This is a genomic window from Chroococcidiopsis sp. TS-821 (assembly GCF_002939305.1).
GTDB lineage: Bacteria > Cyanobacteriota > Cyanobacteriia > Cyanobacteriales > Chroococcidiopsidaceae > Chroogloeocystis.
The window spans coordinates 1,194,486-1,220,176 of sequence record NZ_MVDI01000001.1 but is presented as its reverse complement, the minus strand read 5'-3'; the positions used below and the strand labels follow the sequence as shown (position 1 = coordinate 1,220,176).

Annotated in this window: 25 protein-coding genes; 13 read left to right on the top strand and 12 right to left on the bottom strand. The window is 44.0% G+C overall.

Annotated elements, in window-relative coordinates; translation table 11 throughout:
• Positions 1-124: 124 nt before the first annotated feature.
• From dnaJ to gshB, 5 genes are all read left to right on the top strand, one after another.
• The gene (dnaJ, locus tag B1A85_RS05565) at positions 125-1,252 is read left to right on the top strand and encodes a molecular chaperone DnaJ (protein WP_104545886.1); all 1,128 of its coding nucleotides are present in this window, start codon (positions 125-127) and stop codon (positions 1,250-1,252) included.
• A complete protein-coding gene (locus tag B1A85_RS05560; RefSeq protein WP_104545885.1) occupies positions 1,249-1,539 on the top strand; it encodes a sulfurtransferase TusA family protein in 291 nt (96 codons plus the stop codon). Before dnaJ ends, B1A85_RS05560 begins: the two co-directional genes overlap by 4 nt.
• A 67-nt stretch (positions 1,540-1,606) precedes the next feature.
• Positions 1,607-2,695, top strand: a complete 1,089-nt coding sequence (rsgA, locus tag B1A85_RS05555; protein ID WP_104545884.1) for a small ribosomal subunit biogenesis GTPase RsgA — start codon at positions 1,607-1,609, stop codon at positions 2,693-2,695.
• 192 nt (positions 2,696-2,887) lie between these two features.
• Entirely contained in the window at positions 2,888-3,148 is a 261-nt protein-coding gene (gene grxC / locus B1A85_RS05550; RefSeq protein WP_104545883.1) for a glutaredoxin 3, read from the top strand.
• 7 nt (positions 3,149-3,155) lie between these two features.
• Positions 3,156-4,127 (top strand): glutathione synthase, encoded by a 972-nt coding sequence (gshB, locus tag B1A85_RS05545; RefSeq protein ID WP_104545882.1) that lies wholly within the window; start codon positions 3,156-3,158, stop codon positions 4,125-4,127.
• A gap of 27 nt (positions 4,128-4,154) precedes the next feature.
• Here gshB and ftsZ read toward each other — a convergent pair whose 3' ends face one another.
• Both ftsZ and B1A85_RS05535 read right to left on the bottom strand, forming a co-directional pair.
• Positions 4,155-5,426 carry a cell division protein FtsZ gene (ftsZ, locus tag B1A85_RS05540; protein ID WP_104546310.1) on the bottom strand — a complete coding sequence of 424 codons (1,272 nt, stop codon included), beginning with the start codon at positions 5,424-5,426 and terminating at the stop codon, positions 4,155-4,157.
• Between the two features lie 910 nt (positions 5,427-6,336).
• Entirely contained in the window at positions 6,337-7,176 is an 840-nt protein-coding gene (locus B1A85_RS05535; protein ID WP_104545881.1) for a cell division protein FtsQ/DivIB, read from the bottom strand.
• A 468-nt stretch (positions 7,177-7,644) separates the two neighbouring features.
• Here B1A85_RS05535 and aroC point away from each other — a divergent pair, with 468 nt between their 5' ends.
• The 5 genes from aroC (at position 7,645) to B1A85_RS05510 (ending at position 12,552) form a co-directional block, all read left to right on the top strand.
• The gene (gene aroC / locus B1A85_RS05530) at positions 7,645-8,739 is read left to right on the top strand and encodes a chorismate synthase (protein ID WP_104545880.1); all 1,095 of its coding nucleotides are present in this window, start codon (positions 7,645-7,647) and stop codon (positions 8,737-8,739) included.
• Between the two features lie 334 nt (positions 8,740-9,073).
• A complete protein-coding gene (locus B1A85_RS05525) occupies positions 9,074-9,382 on the top strand; it encodes a hypothetical protein (RefSeq protein ID WP_104545879.1) in 309 nt (102 codons plus the stop codon).
• Between the two features lie 188 nt (positions 9,383-9,570).
• Complete coding sequence (locus B1A85_RS05520; protein WP_104545878.1) at positions 9,571-10,485, top strand: alpha/beta fold hydrolase; 915 nt, start codon at positions 9,571-9,573, stop codon at positions 10,483-10,485.
• Between the two features lie 140 nt (positions 10,486-10,625).
• Entirely contained in the window at positions 10,626-10,880 is a 255-nt protein-coding gene (locus tag B1A85_RS05515) for a SemiSWEET transporter (RefSeq protein ID WP_104545877.1), read from the top strand.
• A gap of 28 nt (positions 10,881-10,908) precedes the next feature.
• Complete coding sequence (locus tag B1A85_RS05510; RefSeq protein WP_104545876.1) at positions 10,909-12,552, top strand: radical SAM protein; 1,644 nt, start codon at positions 10,909-10,911, stop codon at positions 12,550-12,552.
• 52 nt (positions 12,553-12,604) lie between these two features.
• Here the strand turns inward: B1A85_RS05510 and B1A85_RS05505 are convergent, their stop codons facing one another.
• The 8 genes from B1A85_RS05505 to prfB all read right to left on the bottom strand — a co-directional run bounded on the left by B1A85_RS05505 (position 12,605) and on the right by prfB (position 18,958).
• Positions 12,605-13,282: a pentapeptide repeat-containing protein gene (locus B1A85_RS05505; protein WP_104545875.1), complete on the bottom strand. Its 678-nt coding sequence runs from the start codon at positions 13,280-13,282 to the stop codon at positions 12,605-12,607.
• A 233-nt stretch (positions 13,283-13,515) separates the two neighbouring features.
• Positions 13,516-14,823, bottom strand: coding sequence for a Xaa-Pro aminopeptidase (gene pepP / locus B1A85_RS05500; RefSeq protein WP_104546309.1), 1,308 nt, complete (start codon positions 14,821-14,823; stop codon positions 13,516-13,518).
• Positions 14,824-15,008: 185 nt separating this feature from the next.
• Positions 15,009-15,779, bottom strand: a complete 771-nt coding sequence (locus B1A85_RS05495) for an MBL fold metallo-hydrolase (protein WP_104545874.1) — start codon at positions 15,777-15,779, stop codon at positions 15,009-15,011.
• Entirely contained in the window at positions 15,776-16,372 is a 597-nt protein-coding gene (locus B1A85_RS05490; protein WP_104545873.1) for an aminodeoxychorismate/anthranilate synthase component II, read from the bottom strand. The genes B1A85_RS05495 and B1A85_RS05490 overlap by 4 nt, the downstream gene beginning before the upstream one ends.
• A 31-nt stretch (positions 16,373-16,403) precedes the next feature.
• Positions 16,404-16,853: a diacylglycerol kinase family protein gene (locus B1A85_RS05485; RefSeq protein ID WP_104545872.1), complete on the bottom strand. Its 450-nt coding sequence runs from the start codon at positions 16,851-16,853 to the stop codon at positions 16,404-16,406.
• A gap of 108 nt (positions 16,854-16,961) precedes the next feature.
• Positions 16,962-17,501, bottom strand: a complete 540-nt coding sequence (ybeY, locus tag B1A85_RS05480) for an rRNA maturation RNase YbeY (RefSeq protein WP_104545871.1) — start codon at positions 17,499-17,501, stop codon at positions 16,962-16,964.
• Positions 17,498-17,701: a DUF3285 domain-containing protein gene (locus B1A85_RS05475; protein ID WP_104545870.1), complete on the bottom strand. Its 204-nt coding sequence runs from the start codon at positions 17,699-17,701 to the stop codon at positions 17,498-17,500. The genes ybeY and B1A85_RS05475 overlap by 4 nt, the downstream gene beginning before the upstream one ends.
• Before the next feature lie 134 nt (positions 17,702-17,835).
• Positions 17,836-18,958, bottom strand: a protein-coding gene (prfB, locus tag B1A85_RS05470; RefSeq protein WP_146087137.1) for a peptide chain release factor 2 whose coding sequence is annotated in 2 segments (ribosomal slippage) — positions 17,836-18,885 and positions 18,887-18,958 — 1,122 coding nt in all. Because the reading frame shifts where the segments join, the coding sequence is not laid out codon by codon here.
• Positions 18,959-19,508: 550 nt separating this feature from the next.
• Between prfB and B1A85_RS05460 the strand changes: the two genes are divergently transcribed.
• The 3 genes from B1A85_RS05460 to B1A85_RS05450 all read left to right on the top strand — a co-directional run bounded on the left by B1A85_RS05460 (position 19,509) and on the right by B1A85_RS05450 (position 23,104).
• Positions 19,509-20,294 (top strand): RNA polymerase sigma factor SigF, encoded by a 786-nt coding sequence (locus tag B1A85_RS05460; protein ID WP_104545867.1) that lies wholly within the window; start codon positions 19,509-19,511, stop codon positions 20,292-20,294.
• Between the two features lie 86 nt (positions 20,295-20,380).
• Complete coding sequence (locus tag B1A85_RS05455; protein ID WP_104545866.1) at positions 20,381-21,523, top strand: NACHT domain-containing NTPase; 1,143 nt, start codon at positions 20,381-20,383, stop codon at positions 21,521-21,523.
• A gap of 36 nt (positions 21,524-21,559) precedes the next feature.
• A complete protein-coding gene (locus tag B1A85_RS05450) occupies positions 21,560-23,104 on the top strand; it encodes a pentapeptide repeat-containing protein (protein ID WP_104545865.1) in 1,545 nt (514 codons plus the stop codon).
• A gap of 73 nt (positions 23,105-23,177) precedes the next feature.
• Here the strand turns inward: B1A85_RS05450 and B1A85_RS05445 are convergent, their stop codons facing one another.
• Positions 23,178-23,654 (bottom strand): GNAT family N-acetyltransferase, encoded by a 477-nt coding sequence (locus B1A85_RS05445; RefSeq protein WP_104545864.1) that lies wholly within the window; start codon positions 23,652-23,654, stop codon positions 23,178-23,180.
• A 7-nt stretch (positions 23,655-23,661) separates the two neighbouring features.
• Positions 23,662-25,674: a magnesium chelatase ATPase subunit D gene (gene bchD, locus B1A85_RS05440; protein WP_104546308.1), complete on the bottom strand. Its 2,013-nt coding sequence runs from the start codon at positions 25,672-25,674 to the stop codon at positions 23,662-23,664.
• Positions 25,675-25,691: the final 17 nt, after the last annotated feature.

The window sequence follows — 25,691 nt, the reverse complement described above, 5'->3', positions numbered from 1 at the left end:
ATGACGATTGCTTACTTATCGCTATCCCACTAAGGTTGTAGTATGGGAATAATGACTAAATGGTCAATAATCTAAAATAAATTAAGAATTATATAAATACTAACCTCAAGCAAAGCAGCGCTTTATGGCCCGCGACTACTACGAAATTTTAGGTGTTTCTCGTAACGCCGACAAAGAAGAAATCAAGCGCGCCTATCGGCGATTAGCCCGCAAGTATCACCCAGATGTGAACAAAGAAGCGGGAGCAGAGGAGCGCTTTAAAGAAATTAATCGGGCTTACGAAGTGCTTTCTGAACCCGAAACCCGCGCGCGTTACGATCGCTTTGGCGAAGCTGGTGTTGCCGGTGGAGTTGGAGTTGGCGGATTCCAAGATATGGGCGACATGGGCGGCTTTGCCGATTTGTTTGAAAGTTTCTTTAGCGGTTTTGCCGGTGCAGGACAAACGCGATCGCGGCGTAGTGGTCCGGTTCGCGGTGACGATCTGCGGCTGGATCTCAAACTAGAGTTTCGCGAAGCTGTTTTTGGTGGCGAAAAAGAAATCCGCATTTCGCACTTGGAAACGTGTGAAGTTTGTAATGGTTCGGGAGCAAAACCAGGAACTCGACCCCGTAGTTGTTCAACGTGTAGTGGTTCAGGTCAAGTGCGGCGCGTAACGCGTACGCCATTTGGTAGTTTTACGCAAGTGTCAACGTGTCCTACGTGTAATGGCACAGGACAGACGATCGAAGAAAAGTGCGATGCTTGTGAAGGGAATGGCGTCCGCCAAGTTACTAAGAAACTAAAAATTACAATTCCGGCTGGGGTAGACAACGGGACGCGGTTGCGGATCTCTGGTGAAGGCGATGCTGGTCAGCGCGGCGGGCCTCCGGGAGATTTATACGTTTATTTATTTGTAAATGAAGATGCAGAATTTCAGCGCGAAGGCATCAACATTCTCTCAGAGGTCAAAATTAGCTATCTCCAAGCAATTTTGGGCTGTCGAATACAGGTAAATACGGTTGATGGACCGCAAGAACTCGTCATACCAGCAGGAACGCAACCGAATACGGTAATTACACTAGAAAATCATGGTGTCCCGCGCTTAGGTAATCCCGTAAGTCGCGGCGATCATTTGATTACAATTTTGATTGACATTCCTACGAAGATTACGACAGAAGAAAGAGAACTCTTGGAAAAATTAGCTAAAATTAAGGGCGATCGCACTGGTAAAGGTGGTCTAGAAGGGTTTTTAGGAAATCTGTTCCAGCGATGAATCAAACGGCGCTATCTCAACCGCACGCGCAACTCGATTTGCGCGGGACTCCTTGTCCGCTAAACTTTGTTCGGACAAAGTTGCGCTTGGAAAAAATGCCGCCAGGGTCGTGCTTAGAAGTGTGGTTAGATCCTGGCGAGCCGATTGAGCAGGTTCCTGACAGTCTAACGATGGCAGGTTATCCAGTTGAACAGATCGCGGAACGCAATGGCTATTTCGCCCTATTCGTTCGGCGTCCAGGTGATGCCAGTGCGAGCGATCAGCGGTCAGTGGGAGGTCAGGAATGAAATCTAGTTTTCCTGAAGACAGTTGGGCACTCATTTCAGAGTCGCGTACGCATTTCTTAACGCTTGCATGAGCAACGAAGTGACATCGAACGAGAGGCTTAATGACGCTGATGCACCGTTAAGAGGTACAGTCCTAGCCGTCCAAGCTAACTACTATCGAGTCCGCCTAAATCCCTCACCCCACTCTCCGCACCCCTCACCCCTTTTGTTATGTACGCGGCGGGCGCGGTTAAAAAAACTAGGGCAGCAAGTTATGGTAGGCGATCGCGTCGAAATTGTAGAACCTGATTGGGCGGGTGGTAGAGGCGCAATTGCCGGAGTTTTACCGCGAACATCACAATTAGATCGTCCGCCAATTGCGAATGCCGAACAAATTCTTTTAGTTTTTGCTTTGGCAGAACCACCCTTAGAACCCTACCAACTGAGTCGCTTTTTGGTCAAAGCCGAGTCTACAGGACTCGAAGTGCGTTTGTGTTTAAACAAAAGCGATCTACTGACATCAGAACAACAGCAACAATGGCGCGATCGCCTACAGCAATGGGGCTATCAACCCGTGTTGATCAGCGTACGTGATGGAAGTGGTATTTCAGAAGTTCGCAATCTGCTCAAAGCGCGCATTTCCGCGGTGGCTGGACCTTCGGGAGTGGGAAAGTCGAGTTTAATCAATGCCTTGATTCCTACAGTGCACCTGCGAACCAGTGAAGTTTCTGGAAAGCTAAGTCGCGGGCGGCACACGACTCGTCACGTAGAACTTTTTACCCTACCCGACGGTGGATTACTGGCAGATACTCCTGGGTTCAATCAACCGGATTTAACTTGTCGCCCACCCGAGTTAGCAAATTATTTTCCAGAAGCCCGACAGCGACTAGCACAACAAAGTTGTCAATTTAGCGATTGTTTGCACCGCGATGAGCCTAATTGTGCAGTGCGCGGTGATTGGGAACGATACGAGCATTATTTGGTTTTTCTAGAAGAGGCGATCGCCCACCAAGAACAAATCAATCAGCAAGCTGACCCTGAGTCGAGTGTGAAACTGAAAACAAAGCGCGGTAAAAGACAATACGAACCCAAGCTAGAAACAAAATATCGACGGCATTCGCGGCGGACTCAACATCAAGCGCTAGAGCAACTCTATCAAGAAGCCGAGGAGTCGTAGTTTTTATAGAGCGGGGGAGCTGAGGTGCTTCAGGTGCTTCAGGAGAATTTGCGTATAGCTCTCAAGCAGTGAAATAGCATGAATCCTATCCTTTTTTTGATTAATTGATCCCCAGTTACCTTATGTGGCACAGTTTAAAATAAAGTTTAAGAATTATTACTTAGTGGTTTTATTTCAACCTTGAAATAGCTTATGAAGCCTAACATCGAAATTTATACCTGGAGCCGATGCCCTTTTTGTATTCGCGCTAAAGCTTTACTCAAAGAGAAAGGCGTTGAGTTTACAGAATACGTGATTGATGGTGACGAGGTAGCGCGATCGCAAATGGCAAAACGCGCGAATGGTAGACGTTCGGTACCGCAAATTTTCATTAATAATAACCATATCGGCGGCTGTGACGATTTGTACGAATTGGAATTTCAAGGCAAGCTCGATCAACTACTAGCAGCGTAAAAAAGCAATGAAACTTGCCTTTATTATTGATCCCATTGCGCAGCTCGATCCAGGGCACGACACGAGTATCGCTTTGATGGAAGCCGCACAAGCCCTCGGTCATGCGGTTTGGATAACGCAAGCAAATCTTTTGAGTGTCGTAGCAGGTAAAGCTTGGGCTGTGTTAGAACGAGTGCAGCTAAAACCTGTACAACTCGTGCAAGGACGGTGGGTTGCGGAAAATCCTTGGTTTGAGTTGAGCGATCGCACTTTCGCACCCTTAGAAAGCATGGACGCTGTTTTCATGCGCACCGATCCGCCGGTAACGGTTTCCTACCTGTATGCGACGTATATTTTAGATTACATCGATCCTGCCAAAACTTTAGTGATCAACGATCCCCAAGGAATCAGAGCCGCCAATGAAAAGATGTACGCGCTACAATTTACTGACTGGATTCCAGAGACAATTGTTAGTTCTGACAAACAAACAATTCGCGAGTTTGTCGAGGCACAAGGTGCAGCAATTCTTAAGCCTTTGGGAAACAAAGCAGGAGAAGGAATTCTCTATTTAGAAGCTAGCGATCGCAATTTTAACTCGATGGTTGAGTTGAGTACCTTGCAAGGCAGCGTACCCGTTATGGTACAAACTTACCTACCTGCTGCCAAAGAAGGTGATAAAAGAATTATTCTCCTTGATGGTAAACCCATAGGCGCGCTCAATCGACTGTCTTCAGGAAATGAGTTTCGCAACAATATGGCAGCAGGCGGAACTGTGGCTCAAATTGGCATCACTGAGCGCGAGCAATCAATGTGCGCCGATATCGCGAAGAAATTGCACCAAGACGGCTTGTATTTTGTGGGAATCGATGTGATTGGCGGTTACCTCACCGAAGTCAACGTCACAAGTCCCACAGGTATTCGGGAAATCGATCGCCTAGAAGACATTCGCTTGGGCGAACAGGTCATTCAGTGGCTGGAGTTAAAAGCGGTGGGGGCGTAGACGCGGCTTTAACGTCTACGCTTCGTCTCAAGACCGAGGATTGCGCCTTCTTTGAAGAAACTCAGGAATATCTAAACCTGGCTTTTCTACAGTTTCTATCTCAATTGTGGGAGAAGATGGCGCACTTGGTGTAGCTTGTGGTTGCGGCTTGGAGATGACTCGCGCACTTGCTTGTGATTCAGCGGTAGTTTCTGTAGAAAATCCTGTAGCAATTACTGTAATTCGTATTTCACCTTGTAGTTTTTCGTCAATAACGGCACCAAAAATAATATTGGCGTTGGGGTCTACGACTTCATAAATTGTTTCCGCTGCGGCATTGACTTCGTGTAAAGTTAAATCGTGACCGCCAGTAATATTAAAAACGACGCCTTTGGCTCCCTCGATTGATGATTCGAGAAGCGGCGACGAAATTGCTGCGTTTGCGGCTTCTCTAGCGCGCGATTTGCCAGAACCAATGCCAATTCCCATCAACGCTGAACCTGCGTCTGCCATAATGGCGCGGACATCTGCAAAGTCAACGTTTACTAACCCTGGGATGGTGATAATATCAGAAATTCCTTGTACGCCCTGCCGGAGGATATCATCCGCAATCCGAAAAGCTTCTTGTACCGGCGTTTGCTCTGAAATAACAGATAGCAGTTTATCGTTGGGGATGACAATTAGCGTATCGACGCGGCTTTGCAGTGCCTCGATCCCCTGTTCAGCTTGTGCAGTACGCCGCCGCCCTTCAAACATAAAAGGACGCGTAATCACTCCAACAGTCAGTGCGCCTAATTCTTTTGCGACTTCTGCTACGATTGGTGCTGCACCAGTTCCTGTCCCACCGCCCATACCTGCAGTAATAAATACAAGGTCAGCATTTTCTAAAGCTGCAGCAATTTCCTCGCGTGATTCTTCAGCAGCTTTTTGACCAATCGCCGGATTACCACCTGCGCCTAGACCGCGCGTTAGCTTTTGTCCAATTTGTAACCGCCGATTTGCTGATGTATTTGTTAAAGCCTGAGCATCTGTATTGATTGACCAAAACTCAATACCGCTCACTTCGCTAGCAATCATCCGGTTAACTGCATTGCCACCTCCTCCACCAACACCAATAACTTTAATATTGGCAACTCGACCTGGCACAATATCATCGAATTGACTGTCTGGTTCAGGAACTCCTTTGGAATCGTAATTCTGCCCAAAATGAATTCCTGAAGAGTTAAAAGGGTTGTTCGAGTTGACAGTCAGTGAATAGCTTGGCTGTCCTGCAGATTGTGAGCTTTGATCGCTACGCTCTCTTTTACTATTAAGCACCATTGGCATGAACAAGGGTATGTAAACAACTTTTTAGATGTGATTCGGCTAAGAGTCTACTATAGGTTGACCGCCTCTGACTCTGCCATCGATCTGCGGTATGACTGTAAATGTCGCTCTATTGCAAGAAATTAATATTGTTACTAGTGTAAATAGAGTCAATACAATAATCCAATTAATGCAGTGATTTATAAAAAACGTAAGTGTAGGCAGATTACTCGTTCTTCTAATGAGTGTTCCTAATCGGAATAATATTGGGTTTGCTGATAAATAGCAAATCTCATAGCAAAGTACTTGCGGTTGCGTATTAAGTTTTAACAATTGATTGAGTTGAACCTAATTAATAGGGTTAATAACTTCCACCTTTGTAGGTTATCTACTTTTCGAGTCAAAGTGTCAAGCTAACAGTTCTGATGAAACAAGCTTAATTAGTGGGATTGTCACGCTCCTTTGATTAGCGATGAGTTGGCAGTTGGTTCGTGAGACTTGCTGTTAAATCTTGTCATGTCGTTGGCTTTGCTTTCAAATAGCTTTTACGTTTTCCTGTACTACTATACAGTTGTTCGTTTGATCGCTCGGCGGCTTTCGACGATGATTGAGAAGGCGAAACGCTGCCAAAAACTAGCCTACACTATTTTCCTTGTCAACTTAATTAAAAAATACAAAAATGCATCTTGGTCGTCTTCTTTTAAAGAAAATCAACAATTTTTACTTTGATAAACAATAATTTTAAGCATAGCTTTGTCAATACTAAAACTTTATTTAAGCAGTTTACTGTGCTTGCTTCACTAGATAGTCAACTATTAACTTTGAGGAACATTGTATGTAAAAAAATACAAAAGTAGTTTTCTTTGTCAAAAAGAAAACTTATGAAACTTACTTATATATCTTGACAATATTGGCATCAACCTCACTATTGTGGAGTATCAGGATTAACCGTTTCTACGTGGTTCATTTGTACTGTAGGAGCATCGGGATTGGAAAGATCAATGTAAGCAATTTGACTAGGATTTAATTGTTGAGGAAGTTGCCGCATTTGATCGAGGACTCGTAGCTGCTGGTTTAGTCTCGAAGTATAGGCACCAAGATGCACGATTCCTAATTCAGTTTTAAGAATAATATTAGTAGGATCTTGACAGTCGACTTCAGTAATTTTGACTGGACTACGACTAACACTTTGATATAGAGAAGCCCAATAAGATTGATAGCGCTCCCAAGGACCAATGACTCTTAACTGTGGCAGTTTCAAATTTGAAGATTGGGCAGCATAAGTTTGAAAAGGAATCCACACTCCCTGAGCATCGACAAATCCCATATTAGCTTGCGCGTCGGTTGTTATAGTTTGGGGTGGTTTAATGTAGGCGATCGCCACCGGAATTCTTTCGCTAACTTGGACGTGTAAACCTGGGGGAAACAATTCGCGCGTGACATTCGCATTTGCGATCGTAGGTTGCGATTCTAGTGTCGTTGCGATCGCTTCGGGTTGAATTCGCAATAGTGACTGTGGGTAGGTAATAGGTAGCAGTGACTTAATTGCTTGTGTTGCTAGGAGTTGGTTTCCTTCGATTGTCACTTGACTCGACTCGCGCAATACCCAAATAGGTTGAGTCGTCGCCCAAACTAAGCCACCGAGGATTCCGCCAGCTACCAAAGTTTGCCACGCAGCCTGTACCATTTTGAGGCGTCTGTGAGTCCGCAACATTTTTCGTCTTTGCTCTAAATCTGAGCGAGAAACTGATTCGACGCTGGTCATCCTACCTCACTACTAGCAGTTCTACAAAAGATAATTGATGTTTCAACCTTTGCATACCGTTCTGGATATTTTAGATCTTGCTTGAAGCTATGCAAAGTCCACAACAAAACTAATGCACCGTACAAAAAGACTTTCAGTATTTACTAACGTTGATGATGCTTTTAGCATGATTACTGCGTCGTGAGTATCACTTTTGTGGAAATTGTCATAGAGTGTCTACAGTAAAATCACTGAATTTCAATTGCAATCTGCTGATTTTTCAGTAATTTTGCGGTATTCAGCATGAATGTCTATGCTGTTGTCCTCACCAAGTTAAGAAGGCGCAAAAGCTACTAAGGCTTCCATGCATATCTAGAGGAACGCGTAAACCTTCTCATACCTAAGCAGCAAGACTCCCAAACTAAACAGTAAAATCTTGATATCTTTAAGTTTGGTAAGTTTGGTAAAAATATCATTCACCCCAACACTATGGGTAATACTTTTGGACGATTATTTCGGGTAACAACCTTTGGCGAATCTCACGGAGGTGGCGTTGGGGTAGTGATTGATGGTTGTCCGCCGCGCCTAGAAATTTCCGCCGCAGAAATTCAGCAAGAACTCGACCGCAGACGCCCAGGTCAAAGCAAAATTACCACACCGCGCAAAGAAGCAGATACGTGCGAAATTCTATCGGGAGTATTTGAAGGCAAAACCTTGGGAACGCCGATCGCAATTTTGGTACGCAACAAAGACACTCGCCCGCAAGATTACGATGAAATGGCGCAAAAGTACCGTCCATCACACGCGGATGCGACTTATGATGCGAAATACGGTATTCGTAACTGGCAAGGTGGTGGTCGATCTTCTGCTCGCGAAACGATTGGGAGAGTAGCCGCGGGTGCGATCGCTAAAAAAATTCTGTTTGCGGTAGCTGGTGTCGAAATTGTTGGTTACGTCAAACGTATCAAAGATTTAGAAGGAGTTATCGATCCCAATACGGTGACAACTGCACAAGTTGAAAGTAATATTGTCCGCTGTCCTGATGGTGAATGCGCTGAACGCATGATTGAATACATCGAACAAATTGGGCGTCAGGGAGATTCAATCGGTGGAGTTGTGGAATGCGTAGCGCGAAACGTCCCCAAAGGTTTAGGAGAACCTGTATTTGACAAACTAGAAGCCGATCTTGCCAAAGGCGTGATGTCTTTACCTGCTTCTAAAGGTTTTGAAATCGGTTCGGGTTTTGCTGGTACGTTACTCACAGGTAGCGAACACAATGATGAATTTTACACCGACGAACGCGGCGAAGTGCGTACTCGAACAAATCGTTCAGGAGGGATTCAGGGAGGAATTTCTAATGGAGAAAATATTATTTTGCGAGTAGCGTTTAAACCAACGGCGACAATTCGCAAGGAACAGCGTACAGTCACCCGTGAAGGCGAAGAAACGCTATTAGCCGCTAAAGGAAGACACGATCCCTGTGTGCTACCCCGTGCTGTACCTATGGTAGAAGCTATGGTAGCTTTGGTATTGTGCGATCATCTATTACGGCATCAAGGACAATGTAAGGTGTTAACTCATTAGTTTGTCAGTTAACAATTTATGAAATATTGTATTGCCCTGACATAGTTGAATAGCTTGATTGCTTGAACCTATGTCAAATTCGGTTGACGAGCATTAACAAAAATGGTCAGTTAAGGTGAAGGGTGAATAGTAATACCCTTTGCCTTTAAGTTTCTACAAATATACAACTTCAGGAGCAGAGGAGAAATTAATTGTAGTTCTTAGTCAGAGTAATGGTACAACTAGTCACTAACCACTAAATAAATCAGAGGTCTTAGTCAAGCACCAAGCATCTGTTGGCTATTCCACGTGTCTGTGGTGGAATGTTTACCGTCGCATCTTTTATACGATCGCGATGGTTGGTATAGACATTTACAAAACCAAACTTCGCAACTATACATTGAGACGCGCGATCGTTGCTAAAAATTCTCCAATTCTCCGCCAGCATATCTCAGCTTATATGCATCAGATAGAATCAGCAATAAGCCCCAGTGATTTTGTAAGTATTAACCATCGTATAGCCGCATTAGTTGCAAGTTATTTTGATATTATTTTTGCAGTTAATTATCAACCTCATCCAAAAGAAAAACGCTTAGTGCAATTTGGTAAATCTCTGTGTAAAAAATTACCAAATTTTTTGAAATTGATTGGCAAGATCTTCTAGTTTCGCTATCAGTAGATAGTCAAATTCTCCACCACATCAATGATTTGATAGATAATTTGGATCAGTGATTACTCGCAGAAGAGCTAATTCCTATATCAAGGTTGGGTAAATACGAAAGAGATTGAAAAGTAAAACTAGATTAAACACCGCTAAGATAGCACTGGGCAGATAACTTTATTTTGTACGCGATGCCAATTGATAAACCAGATTTTATTCTTTATGCGCAGCATGGATGGGCGGACACAGGTAGCGCGATCGCATCATTAGCAAATCGTCTGGCAACTCCGAAAACACTTGTTGTCGCCCCAAGCTTGGGCTTTATCAATACTTGGTTGCAAATTGACCCTTTAATTGCAGCAGTCGAAGCAATCGCGATTGAAACAAACTCGCGCTATCCAGACGTACCAATCCGCATTATTGGTCACTCGATGGGAGGATTAATTTGGCTTGAAGTTCTCAACCGTCATCCCGAATGGTGGTCAAGAGTAGAATCATTAGTGTTGGTTGCGTCACCTGTCGGAGGTGCAGACTTAGCAAGATTACTCGATCCTCTGAGTTTGGGAGTAGGTATTGCACGCGACCTAGGCAAAAATCGCCGCAAAATTGCCGAAGCGATCGCTCTCGCGATCCCCACGTTAGTCATTGCTGGAGATTTTGACAATGGTAGCGATGGCACAATTCCGATAGGTTCAACAAAATTTCGTAATGCCCAGTTTGTCTTACTTCCTGGCTTATCGCACGCAATTATGCGCCATCACTCGGATGTTGCAACTGTCATTCAAGATTTTTGGGCTAGCGAGAAAACACTAAGCGATATTTCCGAACCTGAACTAACTGACTTACTGATTCAGCGTTTGCAACTCGTTTCTGGAATCACGGATGCGCATCATCGCGACTTTAGCAAAGCGCAAGTTTGCTTTACTTTAGAGAATGGTATTTCTATTTGCACGTGGAAAAACTTGTTAGGAATAGATCATGTCTTTGTCAGTTGTCCTGATGGTAAGTGTCTCTACAGTGGCTTTGTTGGTTGGCTTCACTCAGAAGATCTACGTCAAGCGCTTCAAGAAATAGAACGAGAATTTATAAAAAAAGGCAGAAGGTAGAAGGCAGAAGATTTTGTTGTTTTATTTTCTAGAAAGCTGACATTGCCTAACTTCATAACAAAAAATCTCACTGACATTCTTATTTCTAATCTTTGCGTTTTCGGTGCCTGGAGTTTTTGTTCGTAACATCTACAAATTAAATGGATTCTGTCACAATTTTAGGACTAATAGCCGGAACATTAACGACGATTGCCTTTTTACCACAATTATTTAAAACTTGGCGTTCTAAATCAGCTAAAGACGTTTCTTTAGGGATGTTAATGATATTTTCTACTGGCGTATTTTTGTGGTTAATTTATGGAATGTATCTGCAAGCATTACCGATTATTCTTGCTAACTTAATTACGCTCATTTTTAACTTAATAATTCTAGGGCTTAAAATAAGATATAGATAACTCAATAGCTAAAAGCTAATTAAAGCCTGTGACTGCCTCCTTGTTTGCCAACGAACGCCTTTTATTTAATCCAGCAACTCCAGATAGTAACGCGATTCGTACGATTTTTGCTTTTCCTAATGAATACAGCGTGGGAATCACTAGCTTAGGCTATCAAGTCGTGTGGGCAACTTTAGCAATGCGGTCAGATGTGCAGGTAAGCCGTTTGTTTACCGATATTCACGAACAATTACCACGCGATCCTGAGTTACTTGGTTTTTCCGTGTCTTGGGAACTTGATTACGTTAACATTCTCAATTTACTTGAATCTTTAGAAATTCCGATTCGGGCAAATGTACGTCGCAACAGCGATCCCCTAGTGTTTGGCGGTGGTTCAGTATTAACAGCAAACCCAGAACCTTTTGCAGATTTTTTTGATGTTATTTTGCTTGGCGATGGGGAAAATTTACTAGGAAATTTTATTGCTGCTTATAAAGAAGTGCGCAATTGCGATCGCCCAACTCAGTTACAACATTTGGCACAAGTTCCAGGGGTTTATATCCCTAGTTTGTACGCAGTAACTTATCAAGATCTTACAGGCGAAATTCAGTCAATTGAACCACTAGCAGCAATTCCCAGCGTTGTCGAAAAGCAAACTTATCGCGGTAATACGTTATCTGCATCGACGGTAGTCACGGAAAAAGCCGCGTGGGAAAATATCTACATGGTGGAGGTGGTACGCAGTTGTCCCGAAATGTGCCGCTTTTGCTTGGCAAGTTACTTGACACTTCCGTTTCGGACAGCGAGTGTTGAGGGGTCGTTGATTCCAGCGATTGAACGCGGTTTAGCTGTTACGGATCGCATTGGTTTATTAGGCGCGTCGGTAACTCAGCACCCAGAGTTTGATGCTTTGTTAGAGTACTTGAGTAAGCCAGAATACGACCATATCCGTTTAAGTATCGCTTCGGTGCGCACAAATACCGTAACGGAAAAACTGGCGCAATTGTTAGCAAAACGTGACACGCGATCGCTGACCATCGCGGTCGAAAGTGGTTCAGAACGCTTGCGGCGGATTATCAATAAAAAACTCGATAATGATGCAATTATTCAAGCTGCGGTTAATGCCAAAGCTGGAGGGTTAAGTGGTTTAAAACTTTACGGGATGGTGGGAGTTCCTGGCGAAGAAATGACCGATCTCGAACAAACTGTCACGATGATGAAATCGCTGAAAAAAGCTGCCCCAGGATTGCGGTTAACGTTGGGATGCAGTACGTTTGTTCCGAAAGCGCATACGCCGTTTCAGTGGTATGGAGTCAACCGCCAAGCTGAGAAGCGATTGCAGTTTTTGCAAAAGCAACTTAAGCCCCAAGGAATTGATTTTCGACCAGAAAGTTACAATTGGTCGGTGATTCAGGCTTTGATATCGCGGGGCGATCGCCGTTTATCACAACTATTAGAGTTGACGCGGCACTATGGTGACTCGCTGGGAAGTTACCGACGGGCATTTAAAGCATTACGCGGGCAGATTCCTGATTTGGATTTTTACGTGTATAGCGATTGGTCGCGCGATCGGGTTTTACCTTGGAGTCACATTCAAGGCTCGCTTACACAGGCAACTTTGTTGAAGCATCTAGCGGCGGCTGAAGCTGAGATGAATGCTGTAGGTCAAGAGGCTCAGTTGGTGGAGTGTTGAAAGAACTACAAAGTTTCCCCTATGTCCCTACTATCAAAAACTTTGACCGCTACTATATATCTAGCTGTATCTTTGCTCCTGTTAAGTTGGCGTGAGTTAGCTTAGCTTCATTTAGGTTTGCGCCTGTGAGGTCGGCTAAGGTTAAGTTAGCACCTGTGAGGTTTGCTTGTGCAAGATCGACACCTCTTAAGCAAGCACGATATAAATTAGCACCAGCAAGGTTTGCTTGCGACAAGTTTGCCCGCGCTAAGTTACTCATTGCTAGCGTTGTTCTACTCAAGTTTGCCAAACTTAAATCAGCCGTTGTTAAGTCAGCTGCAGTCAAATCGGCATAAGTTAGGCTTGTTTCTTGCAGTGTAGCCCCTGTTAGCTTTGCCCAACTGAGATTGATGGCATTTAAGTTGTAAGAATTGAGTGAAATTCCTCTTAAGTTGGCGTTGGTGAAATTTCGCTCGCCTGCTTGATAGCGTCGTAGCAACTCGCGAGCAGTTAATCGGGTAAAATATGTTACTGCTGCCCCTACATAACACCACTGTGCTTGAATGAGGCTAGCCGCAGTGTTGACAGCTACCTCGTCACATTTCTTTAACACAACGCCATTACATCCGTCCCAGTCGCCGCCTAGCATAAAAGCTATTTCGTTAGCCGCAGTTGGCGTATCGACTAAAATAACGTTTTGCTTTGGTGAGAACCAATCAGTCTGAAGTAGTCGTCGTGGAAGTAGTACCATTTGAGATGCTCAGTTAGTAGGTAAAAATATATGTGATTGAATGGTTGGTAATTGGTAGCTGGTAATAGGGAAAATAGAGCAATTGAAGAGAAGCTTGTCCCTACTTCCGTCCCTGCCAGATTTAGGACATCATGCAAGCCTAAAATTTATTTAACCGACTCACTTTAAATTTGGACGTCAAAAGACTTGAGATCCTACTACCGCTTCTTTGATCCGCGTACCAATTACCATTTTTACCTTTCCAATTCTGAAATTGCTTTAGGAACACCTGCGGTTAAGACTTCGTTGCCAGTTTCTGTGACTAATACATCGTCTTCAATCCTGATACCAATTCCACTCCAGCGGGGATCAATTTCGGGTTGATCTTCGGCGGGTTTGGTGTCGGGAACGATATAAAGCCCCGGTTCAACGGTGAGAACTTGCCCAGGTTGTAAAATTTGAGGATTATCGCCGTGTTGATAAACGCCGACATCGTGAACGTCTAACCCTAGCCAGTGTCCTGTGCGGTGCATATAGAAGGGTTTGTATTTTTCTTCCTCGATGAGTTTGTCGATTTCACCTTTGAGGATACCCAGTTCGACTAAACCTTCGGTGAGGACGCGCACGGCAGTATCGTGCAAAGCATTGTAGGGGTTTCCTGGTTTCACTTGCGCGATCGCTTGTTGTTGTGCTTCTAAGACAATTTCATACAACGCTTTTTGTTCTGGCGTAAACTTACCGCTGATCGGGAATGTCCGCGTAATATCTCCGTTGTAGTACTCGTAAGCACAGCCAGCGTCGATGAGTAGCAGTTGATTTTCCTGCATTTGGCAGTTGTTCTCGATGTAGTGCAACACGCACGCATTCGCACCAGAGGCAACAATTGAGGGGTACGCAGGTCCCATACCACCGCGTCGGCGAAAGACGTGTTCAATTTCGGCTTGAATTTCGTACTCGTAACGCCCTGGTTGCGCGATCGCCATTGCCCGATTGTGGGCTTCGACGGAAATTTCCGCCGCTTTACGCATCAATTCTAGTTCAGCTGGACTTTTTGTGAGTCGCATCGCGTGTAGCAGTATGCCAACATCTTCTAAGGCAATCGGTCCTGTACCGCGTTTGGGATACGTTGCGAGTAGGCGTTGCCAGTGATGCAGAATTTTTTCATTAAACGCGCGATCGCGTCCTAAGCGGTAATAAATCCGGTCAGCTTTTTCGAGATACTGCGGTAATTTTTCATCGAGTTCGCCGATCGGATACGCTTCGTCTGCTCCATAGCGTTCTTTTGCCCCTTCCACGCCACAGCGGTAGCCTGTCCACACTTCTTTTTCTCGTTCTTTGGGCTGGACAAACAAGATAAAGCGATGTTCTGGGTGATGTGGCGCTAAGACGGCAACGGCTTCGGGTTCGTTAAATCCTGTTAGGTAGAAAAAGTCGCTATCCTGACGGTAAATATATTCCACATCGTTGTGCATGACTGCCGTTGGCGCACTGCGAAAAATGGCGGTGCCGTTGCCGATTTTTGTCATTAGCTGTTCGCGACGCTGGCGATATTCTGCTTGCATTGCTACTGTTAAGTACGTGGGCATCAAAGTGACATTGTTAAGTTAGGTAATAGGTAAGGGGGTAATGGATATTCTTGCCGACTACCTTTGAAGTTATGTCTATTTTTACCCACTGGCTGATTTTTTGACTTGATTGTCGTCGAACCACCTCGAACAATACTGCCCAGGTGGTTGTTAGGCAAGCGCTAAAATCGATAACTTAAGACTTGAATCGCCGAGCCATTTTGCGGTAGGTCTGCTGCACTTAAGGTAATTGTGTCAGAGTTGGCGCGGCGGACAGGCATTCCGTCCATGACTGCCAAAAATTCGTCAAGCGCAACGATATCGCAGCTTGCCTCGTCTGCTGCTTGAGTACGATAGTGTGTTGGAATCACAAGTTTTGCATTGAGTGTTTGCACTGCTGTTCTTGCCTCTTGAGGATTATAAGCTTTAGGACCGCCACCAACAGGAACAAGGACGACATCAGGCGTTCCCATTAAGATTTTTTGCTCAGTTGTAATAGGTGCCGCCGCGCCTCCTAAGTGCAGAATGTTGATGCCTGCTTGTGTCCAGCGCCATACGACATTCGTGCCAAAACGCCTACCACCGACGCGATCGTGGTCTGTAGCAATTCCTTGGAATTGAATATTATTAAACTCATAAACGCCTGGTTCGAAGATCAAGCGGGGATTTCCTGGTACTGATTCTACGGCACCTTCATCGAGTAACTGACTGCTAATCAGCACTAAATCCGCCGCAACGTTCGGAGGGCGATAGCCTGCAGTACAACCTAATGTCCGAAAAGGATTCGCTAAAACGCGGGTTCCACCTCCATCAAAGAGAAAGCACGTATGACCTAACCATTGAATTGATAACGAACCTGCTTGTGCGACAGCAGGTTGAAGTTTGCCTAGGGTAGTTGCTACCGTTGTCAGCAACCCCGCCCCAGCATATTGCATTAATTGTCGCCGTTTCATCTTTTCTCCAGTTGTTCCAGGAAATTTCGTAGTAGCTGCTTTCCTGAATTTGTCAGCACACTCTCTGGGTGAAATTGGACGCCTTCAATGTGCGGATAGTTTCGGTGTCTTACACCCATAATTGTGCCATCGTCTACCCAAGCCGTAATTTCTAGTACGTCTGGGCAGGTTTGCGGATCGATCGCCAAACTATGATAGCGAGTCGCAGTCAAGGGATTTTCTAGTCCTTTAAAAATACCAGTACCCGTGTGAGAAACGTTGGATGTTTTACCGTGCATGAGTTCTGGTGCAGAAACAATCTTACCGCCAAAAACTTGACCAATGCTTTGATGTCCTAAGCACACGCCGAGAATCGGTAAGTCTGGTCCTAGATGACGAATAATCTCTAAGGAAATTCCAGCATCGTCAGGACGTCCAGGTCCTGGAGAAATAACAATACCTGCTGGTTGTAACTGGCGAATTTGCTCTAAAGTAATTTGGTCGTTACGGTAGACTTGAATTTCTGCCGCTACAGGAAATTCAACTGCCAGTTCTCCGAGATACTGAACTAAATTGTAGGTGAAGCTGTCGTAGTTATCGATAACTATGAGCAAGGTTATTTATCCTCATTCTTACTCCTCTCTATCATAAAGCGGTGCGCAGCAAGACGAGTAGCGGAGGAAATAAAAGGATTCCAGCAACAAACACGGCGGCTAGCGCAGTTACAAGAACTGCACCTGCTGCACAGTCTTTAGCAATTTTGGCGAGATCGTGATAAGTTTGCTTAACTGTGAGATCGACGACAGATTCGATGGCTGTGTTTAAAACCTCTAATGCCAAAACTAATCCAATCGTAATGCAAATGATCGCTAGCTCAATCGGTTGTAAATGTAAGAAGACGCCCAAGCTGATTGCGAGGGCGCCAATGAATAGATGAATCCGAAAATTGCGTTGGGTAACAAAAGTGTAACTAATGCCATTCCAGGCAAATTTAAAACTAATTAATAAATTGGCAGCAACTCGCCAAGAAAACTCCCGCTTTCTTGAAGTTATTTCTGGTCGGTTTGGCTGTGATGTAGAAATTTCTTGGGACATATACGCGAAACCAGAACACAGGAGTTATTGAGGAAACTTGCTTGAATAGGGGTAATTCATCGTCTCACATAAAAGTAACAACTGGCAATAGAAAAGAAATTAGATTAGCTACACCACGACAAGATTAACTTTTTGTAGTAAGCGAGTTTGCTCGTCGAGCATTTGGTTAAGACTATCCTCATCAGGATGATCCCAACCCAAAAGATGAAGTAAACCGTGCGCTGCTAACCAAGCTAGCTCAGTTTTCAACGAGTGATTTTGCTGATGAGCTTGCCTTGCAGCTGTATCAACCGAGATTACTATATCACCAAGATATAAAGGAAGACGCGATCGCATCTCACTCGGCAGAGGGAAATTTGTCTCCAATGCTGCGAATGCTAGTACGTCAGTAGGCTTATCTTGCTGTCGATACTGAAAATTTAGTTTTTGCATTTCTGCGTCGTCGGTTAAGCGCAAACTCAATTCATAGCCCAACGCTGAAGGAAGATACTCTTGCAAGCTTTCGAGCCAACACGCAAACCACGCTTCCCACGTTTCTGTTGCGATCGCGTTGGCAGTAACTTGTTGATTTCCTAATAAATTTTTTACTGTTGGGGAATCTAGAAAAGAATTTTCGACGTTGATTTCGACTTGCAATTGTTTTTTCATCGAGTCAGATAAGCAAGTCCCACGAGAACAGCCAAAAGTCCAGCAGTCGTTAAAACAAAATGTCGTAGCGAAGTGGCTCGCTTGCGTACCATATTACGCATAGCAAGCCTAACATAACTTGGCTGGGGCTCTGTTGTAGCATTTGGCGGTGACTGCGCCGGATGGCTCGCAGTTGGTTCTGGTGATGACAAATTGCTCATAGTCGCTTTTACGCAATATATAGATTTCTTTCCTTAATGTAACAGTTTGTTAAAGCCGCCAGGGCAATTTTTGAGTTGAAACAACCTTAATGTAATTCACCCAAAACTCTCTAGCTTCCCCTGTCTCTTCTCGACTAAGCAATGTCACGCTCCACAAGTTGATGCTCTTGACGGAGGTAGGCTTGGATAAACAAATCGATTTCACCATTCATAACGTCAGCGATCGCTGTTGTTTCCACATTAGTTCGTAAGTCCTTCACTAACTGATAAGGATGAAAGACATAGTTACGAATTTGGTTTCCCCAAGCAGCTTCTACCATATCGCCGCGAATTTGGGCGATTTCTTGCGCGCGTTGTTCTTGCGCAATGACGAGCAGCTTTGCTTTGAGGATCGCTAGTGCTTTTTCTTTGTTTTGCAGCTGACTGCGCTCTTGAGTACAGCGTACTGCAATACCAGTTGGAATGTGGACAATGCGGACTGCGGTTTCTACTTTGTTAACGTTTTGCCCACCTTTACCGCCAGCCCTGGATGTTGTAATTTCCAAATCTTTTTCTGGTATATCCAACTGCACGGAATTATCAATTTGTGGCATGACTTCCACACCAGCAAAGCTCGTCTGTCGCTTACCGTTGGCGTTAAAAGGGGAAATGCGTACTAAGCGATGCGTTCCTTTCTCGCCTTGCAAGTACCCATAAGCATAACGACCAGAAATTTCTAGCGTAGCCGACTTGATTCCCGCTTCATCGCCTTCAGAAAGTTCAGCAAGATTTACCTTATAACCCTGATTTTCTGCCCAACGCGTATACATCCGCAGCAGCATTTCTGCCCAATCTTGAGCGTCAGTACCTCCTGCACCAGCATTGATTGTAAGAACGGCACCTTTTTCATCATAAGGACCAGATAATAACTGCTGTAGCTCCCACTGATCGAGTTCTCGATTAAGCTGCATCACGTTGGCGGTGGCTTCGCTGAGCAGCGCCTCGTCAGCTTCTAACTCTAGAAGCTCTAGCACAGCTTTTGCATCTTCTAAACTCGCTTGCCATTGTGCGTGTTGCTGTAAATGTGCTTTGAGGTCGTTCATTTCTTGCAACGTTTTCTGCGCACTTGCTTGATCTTCCCAAAATTCTGGTTGTGCGGCGAGTTGTTCGAGATCTTGAATTTTGGCAGTTAGTGCTGGTATGTCAAAGATAGTCCTGGGTTTTACCCAGGCGCTGAGATAACCTTTCGACTTCGCGTTTAATTTCTAAGACTTCCATATCCTCTTTTGTAGACAGTGTTATTTGGCGATCGCGTTTTATCGCGCTCTCAAAGTAGCGCCATCGCGCGTCGAGCTTTATTTCTGATTTTAACGATTATTGACAACTTCTCAATTCTTTCCGTCGGACTTTCAGCTTTTCCACACGCTACTGAAGACGTCAGAACTAGTTTAGAGATTGATTTCTACTCATACAACTGAATCTTTACTGAACCACTGCTGGAAGTAAGTGCGTGTAGTTATCTCTCCCATCGGCGTGAATTTGCCACGCTGCTTTCATCTTAAAAAGAAAAATTACTCGGTGATTCATGTCAGTAACTAGTGATTCGGAAACGGCGTGTCTAACTTATAAAGACAATACAGCGATGCTACTTACTCAGAAAATATACGTAAATATCCCGATTTGTCAAAGGGCAACCTTGATAAATTCAGTGGAATGACTATGGTTTCTTATGCTTTCTCTACCGACAATAATTGCAGCTTGGATTCAGGCTTAGTCATTTTTTTACACAAATCTCTCAAAAATTATTTAACTCTTATTAGGAGTTTTTATGACAAAAACTCAATATTCTGCCTATTCAGAAGCACGCAATTTACTCATTTCATATCATCAAAAACCGTCTATAAAATTACGAAATAAACTTGTTAAGTTACACAGTGGATTAGTTAGAAAAATCGCGCATCAATTCAATCATCAATGTACTGAGCCTTATGAAGATTTAGAACAAATTGGCTACTTGGGTCTGATTCGAGCAATTGAACGATTCGATCCAACTCAAGGCTATGCATTTAGTTCGTTTGCTGTGCCTTACATTCGCGGTGAAATTCTTCACTTTTTACGCGATCGCTCGTGTGCTGTTAAAATTCCACGGCGTTGGCAAGAAATTTACAATCAAGGACAAAAAGCTCGTAAAAAACTCACTTCTTCGTTAGGACGCTGTCCAACAGATATTGAAATTGCTTGTTACTTACAAGTTTCTATACAAGAGTGGCTCGATTGTAAATTAGCAATTCAAAACCGAATTACTTTAAGTTTAGATACTACTGTTGTTCATCATGTTGACTGTCCAATCACATTAGGAGAAGCACTTGCAGACCCTCGTTCTACGAGCTTGCAACAACAAGAAGAGGAACGCCAGCAATTACATGGTGCAATGAGTCAAATGGAGGAAAAGACAAGAATTGCAGTTGAATTAGTTTTCTTAAAAGAGCTGTCACGTAAAGAAGCAGCACAACACATTGGTACTAGCCCAATGACGGTGACACGCTACCTTCAAAGGGGTAAAGCACAATTAATTAGTTTATTACAAACTCCTGCCTTAGCAGCGGGAGCTTAAGACTTACTTTATTAATTTATTCTTAACTTAAATGATATTGGTAAATAGCTGATTGCAAAATATACTATTAATAGTAACTAATTCTTATGCTTAATGTCACTATAGAGTCACAATTCCAAAAAATATCTATAGATAATTATATTAATATTGACGAGCAAAAACAAATAGGTCGCCAAAGAATTTGGTTCAGAACTCAACAACCACAATTACCTGTAAAAATTCAAGAACATGAATCGCTAAAACAAATCATTAGTCAACCTTTATTATTAACTTTCTTACGTGTAGTTTTTGCAGAAACAGGTGAAATTCCACCACAGCGATCGCAGCTTTATCATGCAGGGTTACAAATTCTCTTAAAGCGGTGGCATAGTTCTAAAGATGCAAAAGACGAAATTTTAGCAAGTTTGTCGTTGAAACAAAAAGAAGATTTGCTAACATACGTTGCGTGGATGACTTTTGCGCAAGGAGAATACTTTTTTAAGCAACAGCAACTAGAGCAGTATATCAGTGACTATCTGCAAAAAATCTTCACAAATCAGAATGAGACAGAAACACGCGAGCAAGCCAAGCAAGTTCTACAGTCTATTCAAGCGCATTACGGACTATTTACCGAATGGACGCCTGGTATTTATGCTTTTTCAGTTCTTTCTTTTCATGAATATTTGGCTGCCAAAGCAATTGTAGAAGGTTATACTGCACAAGGACTAGAGCAAGCGCTCAAGCACCTTGTTGAGCAATTAACGGAAAGTCGCTGGCATCAAATTTGCACTTTAGTGGCGAGTATGTTGCCGAATACAGACTATCTACTGCTACTCCTGAAGCATAAAATTGATACCTTAATTGAATCACAGGCAACTTTGCAACCGTTTCTGAGTTGGTTAGAACATCAATCAATGAACATAAATTTTGCTTATAAGCCTGCAGCAATCCGTGCGTTTTATATAGAGTGTATTCTTGGTAGAGATTTTGAGATTTCTGGCACTCTAGATAGTCAGTTATCACGCGATCTAGAAGCTGATTCGCCAAAGTTAAACTCTGCCATTAATAACATACAAAGATGCCGTTTTAGCGATCGCCAGAAGCTGGCGTTACAACAATACTATGAGCTATCTAAGGTTTTGTTTGATAGCATAGATGCAGGATGCGTTACTTGTAGTGTTCGAGACGAGTTAGAGCAAAACTTATTTTCATCGGAGAAGAATACTCTACTGCTAGAAGCGATCGCATAATAATTAAGTTGCCTAACTGTTTTTCAACCTTAGTTTATGTCTAACCCAGAATTAGATCCTTTATGGGAAACACCAAATGATTACCATCGGCTAGTTTCCCAAGTTGAACAGTTACAGCAACAGCAAAATGTTCTTGTTAAATATTTAGCAGAATTAAAACGGCGCTTAGATATTCTCAGCGAACGATTTGACACCCGACCAGAACTAGAGGAAATTCTTAAACTACAAGATGCATTAGCCAGACTGCAAGAACTTAGCTTAATCCAGTCTCGCCCTAATTTAGTATCAGATAATACTATTCAGGTTCCTCATCGTGTCTTGGCTCAAAGCGATCGCGACGAGGATAGCAAACGAAACATCACACTTGAAGAGTTTTGGCAGCGACATAATAACGGACAGTGTGACTTTTCAGGTTGTAATCTTGCACAAATTAATTTAAGCGGACAATCTTTAAACGCGAGTGATTGGAACTTCAGTTATTCTAATTTGGGACAAGCAAACTTAAGAAAGACAAATCTAAGTTTTGTAAATTTAAGTTCTTCTAATCTAGAAGGTGCTCAACTTTGTGAAGCAATATTAGAACAAACAAATTTAGCTGAAGCAAATTTAGAGAATGCAGATTTACGTCGAGCTACTTTCTCCCATACCAAATTAACGCGAGCTAATTTAAGCGGTGCAAATTTAAGTGCAGTTAACTTGTCTTTTCAAGTAGAACTTGAAGAAGCTAGCTTGAGAAAAGCAAATCTTATTAAAGCAAATTTACAGAAAGTCAAGTTTTATAAAGTTGATTTGAGTGAAGCGAATTTGAGTCGTGCTAATTTATTAGCTACAGATTTTACCGAAGCAAATCTTCAAAACGCAAACTTACAACAAGCAGTATATGACTTGTTAACAGTATTTCCTGAAGATTTTGAATTAACAGCAGCAAAAGTTTATCTGATTGCTCCTAATACTATCTTATCCAAGGCTAATTTAGCAGGTTACGACCTCGCAGAGGCGAGTTTAATTAAGGCAGATTTGCAAGCAGCAAACCTTTATTCAACAAATTTAAGTGGAGCAAATCTCAGTGAAGCAAACTGCGCTCAAGCCAACTTCAGTTGTGCGAATCTTAATGGGGCAATTATGCTGCAAACGAGTTTTTGTGCAGCTAATTTAAGGGAAGCCAACTTGAGATATGCAAATTTAATAGCCGCGGATTTTACCGAAGCAAACTTAAGTAGAGCCAGTTTAGAGGGAGCAAATTTTACAGCAGCTAACTTAAGTCGTGCGAATTTGCAAAATACGCATCTCAAAAAGATAAACTTGAGCGGTGCTACATTAACAGGAGCTAATTTAATTGGGGTTGTATTTCAAGGAAATCTGAGCGGAGCCGACTTGAGTGGGGCTAAACTGTGTGGCGCCAACCTCAGTCAAGCTAATTTAAGCGCAGTCAATTTAACAGCAGCAGATTTGCGCGGGGTAGATTTAAGAAATACCAACTTAGAAACAGCAAATCTTACAGGCGCAAACTTGAGCGGAGCTAATCTAGAATCTGCAAGGCTAAGTGGGGCTACGATGCCTGATGGCAGTCTACACGAATAAAGATAATTCTCTATTGTTAGGTAATCGGGATGTTGCTTCTTATTCTTTCTAATCACTAATTACCATTGACCAGTTACCAACTAAGAGAACCTTGATACTGCATAATCGTCACCGACAAAAAAGGAATTAATTTAGCCGCTAGCTGCGAGATACCAAATTTAAGTTTAAGGCTTTGTGGTAAGGCTTGCCAGGAAATTGGTACAAAACCAAAGCGGGTGTAGTACTCGGCTAATCTGCTACCGACACATTCTAAATAAAGCGGCTGCGTTGCTTGCGCAATCAAATGCTTAACTAAGTAACTTCCTAAACCGCGATCGCGCCAAGCGGGCGAAACGACCAAACTACCCAGTTCTTGTGCTGTCTGGAAGTTACGTAATTGCCCGCAAGCAACAACTTTTTGCTGACATTCGATGACCCAAAACTGCGACCAATTTAATTGCGTTGGATCGAGTTTAGCGCTGAGCACCAATTTTCGAATTGTCCAAAGGTCATTCCTACGGGCTTGACGAACAGAACATCCTAACGGCAATTCCTGTTGTTGCACTTTCACTAGCCACTTAACGAGACTTCAAACTTGATATTGCATTCTTCGTCATCGCGGCGATCGCTTGATCGGTTGCTTTTGGTAAGTGATAATACTTTCCTCCGGCTGTTTGCGCAAGTTCTTTGGCAAAACCTGTTGAAATAAACTTACTTTCAGTATCGATGACGAGTAGCTGCATTCCCAGGGCGCGAATTCTGGCTGCAATGTCTAACAATTCGCCTTTAATATCAGGTTTTTCGCCTTCGACTTGCGGTTCGCCAAGCGATCGCGATAAGGGAATATTGGCGCGTCCGTCGGTAATCGCGACAATCACAACCTGACCGATATCGCCAGACATTTGAGCATTTATTCCGGCGCGAACGGCTTGTGTTAAACCATGCGCTAGCGGCGAACCACCTCCACACGGCAATCTTTCGAGTCTTCTTCGGGCGGCGGCGATCGAACGCGTTGGCGGTAGTAATACTTCGGCTTGTTCCCCTCGGAAGGGAATCAGCGCAACTTGATCGCGGTTTTCATACGCCTCGGTGAGTAAGCGCATTACAGCACCTTTTGCGGCTTGCATCCGGTTGAGTGCCATTGAACCCGAAGCATCGACAACAAACACAACTAACGCCCCAGCTTTGCGCACTAACCGCTTGGCGCGAATATCGCCTTGTTCGACAATCACTTTGCGACTTGGTTGGCGTTCGTGACGCGCTTTTTGATAAGGGGCGGCGGCGCGGAGTGTGGCATCAACGGCAATACGGCGTACTTTACCTTTCGGTAACATTGGCTTAACATACCGCCCGCGATCTTCGGAGAAAATAACGCTGCGGCTACCGGCTTTGCCCTGGCGTTTAGCCATTTGCGCAAAATAGAGCACGCTCGGATCGAGAATCACGCCTTCCGGATCGAACACAAATTCTTCAGGAATACTCGGTGGTGTTTGGTCTTGTTCTTCGTCTTTGTCTTCTTCCTGTTCCTGTTCGGCTTGCGGTTGTTCGGATTGATCTTGTGGTGGTGGCGGTGGTGGTGGTGTTTCCTCTTCAGGAGGCGTTTGTATCATTGTTGCGCGGGGAACAATCGCTAATTCCACCGCCCGACGTAAATCTTCAGCGTTGACTGCGGTGCGTCCATCAAGTGCAGCAGCAGCTTTGGCGACGCGGAGAGCAAATAATTCTGCGCGATGTCCTTGTACTCCGGCGCGGATGGCTTCATCAACAAGATAGGCGATTTGTTCGTGGCTGATGCGGACATCTTTTAACCATTCTCGCGCTAGGATGATTTGGGTTTTTAAACTGTCGATGTCTTCGCGGTACTGCTGAAGAAATTCTTGCGGCGATCGCGCGTAGGCAATTGCTTGTTCAACGGCTTGAACGCGTTCGTCAATTCCCAGAACTTCATCCGCTGAAAGTGCGATCGCGATGCGGTCGAGGAGGTGTTCGCGCAGCGCGCCTTCTTCAGGGTTGTAGGTAGCAATGAATAGCGGTTGACAAGGATGCTGAAAACTAATGCCCTCGCGTTCGATTTGGTTGCGTCCTTCAGTTAAAACGGTTAATAGCTGATTGCAGATGTTGTCGTCGAGTAAATTGATTTCATCAACGTAAAGAACGCCACGATGTGCTTGGGCGAGTAATCCTGGTTGAAAAACGGTTTTTCCTTGTTTGACGGATTGTTCGACATCGACGGAACCTAATAGGCGATCTTCAGTGACACCTAAGGGGATTTGGACAAATGGCGCGGGAATGACTTCGGTTTCTATTTGCGCGCGATCGCCGACTATTGCTAAAAGTTGGTCGTCCCATTCTTCGGGGCGGTTAGGATCGCAGTTACAAATCGAACCTTTGACGATTTCAATCGGAGGTAACAGTGCGTGCAGGGCGCGTGCCATAACTGATTTTGCCGTACCGCGACGCCCCGCGATCGCGACTCCTCCTAATCCAGGATCGACGGCTGCCAGTAGCAGTGCTAATTTTATCGCTTCTTGACCAACAACAGCGGTTAAAGGAAATGCTGTCACGGTTGCGGAGGTGTTGAGTACAGGCATGGCGTTCATCGATCAAG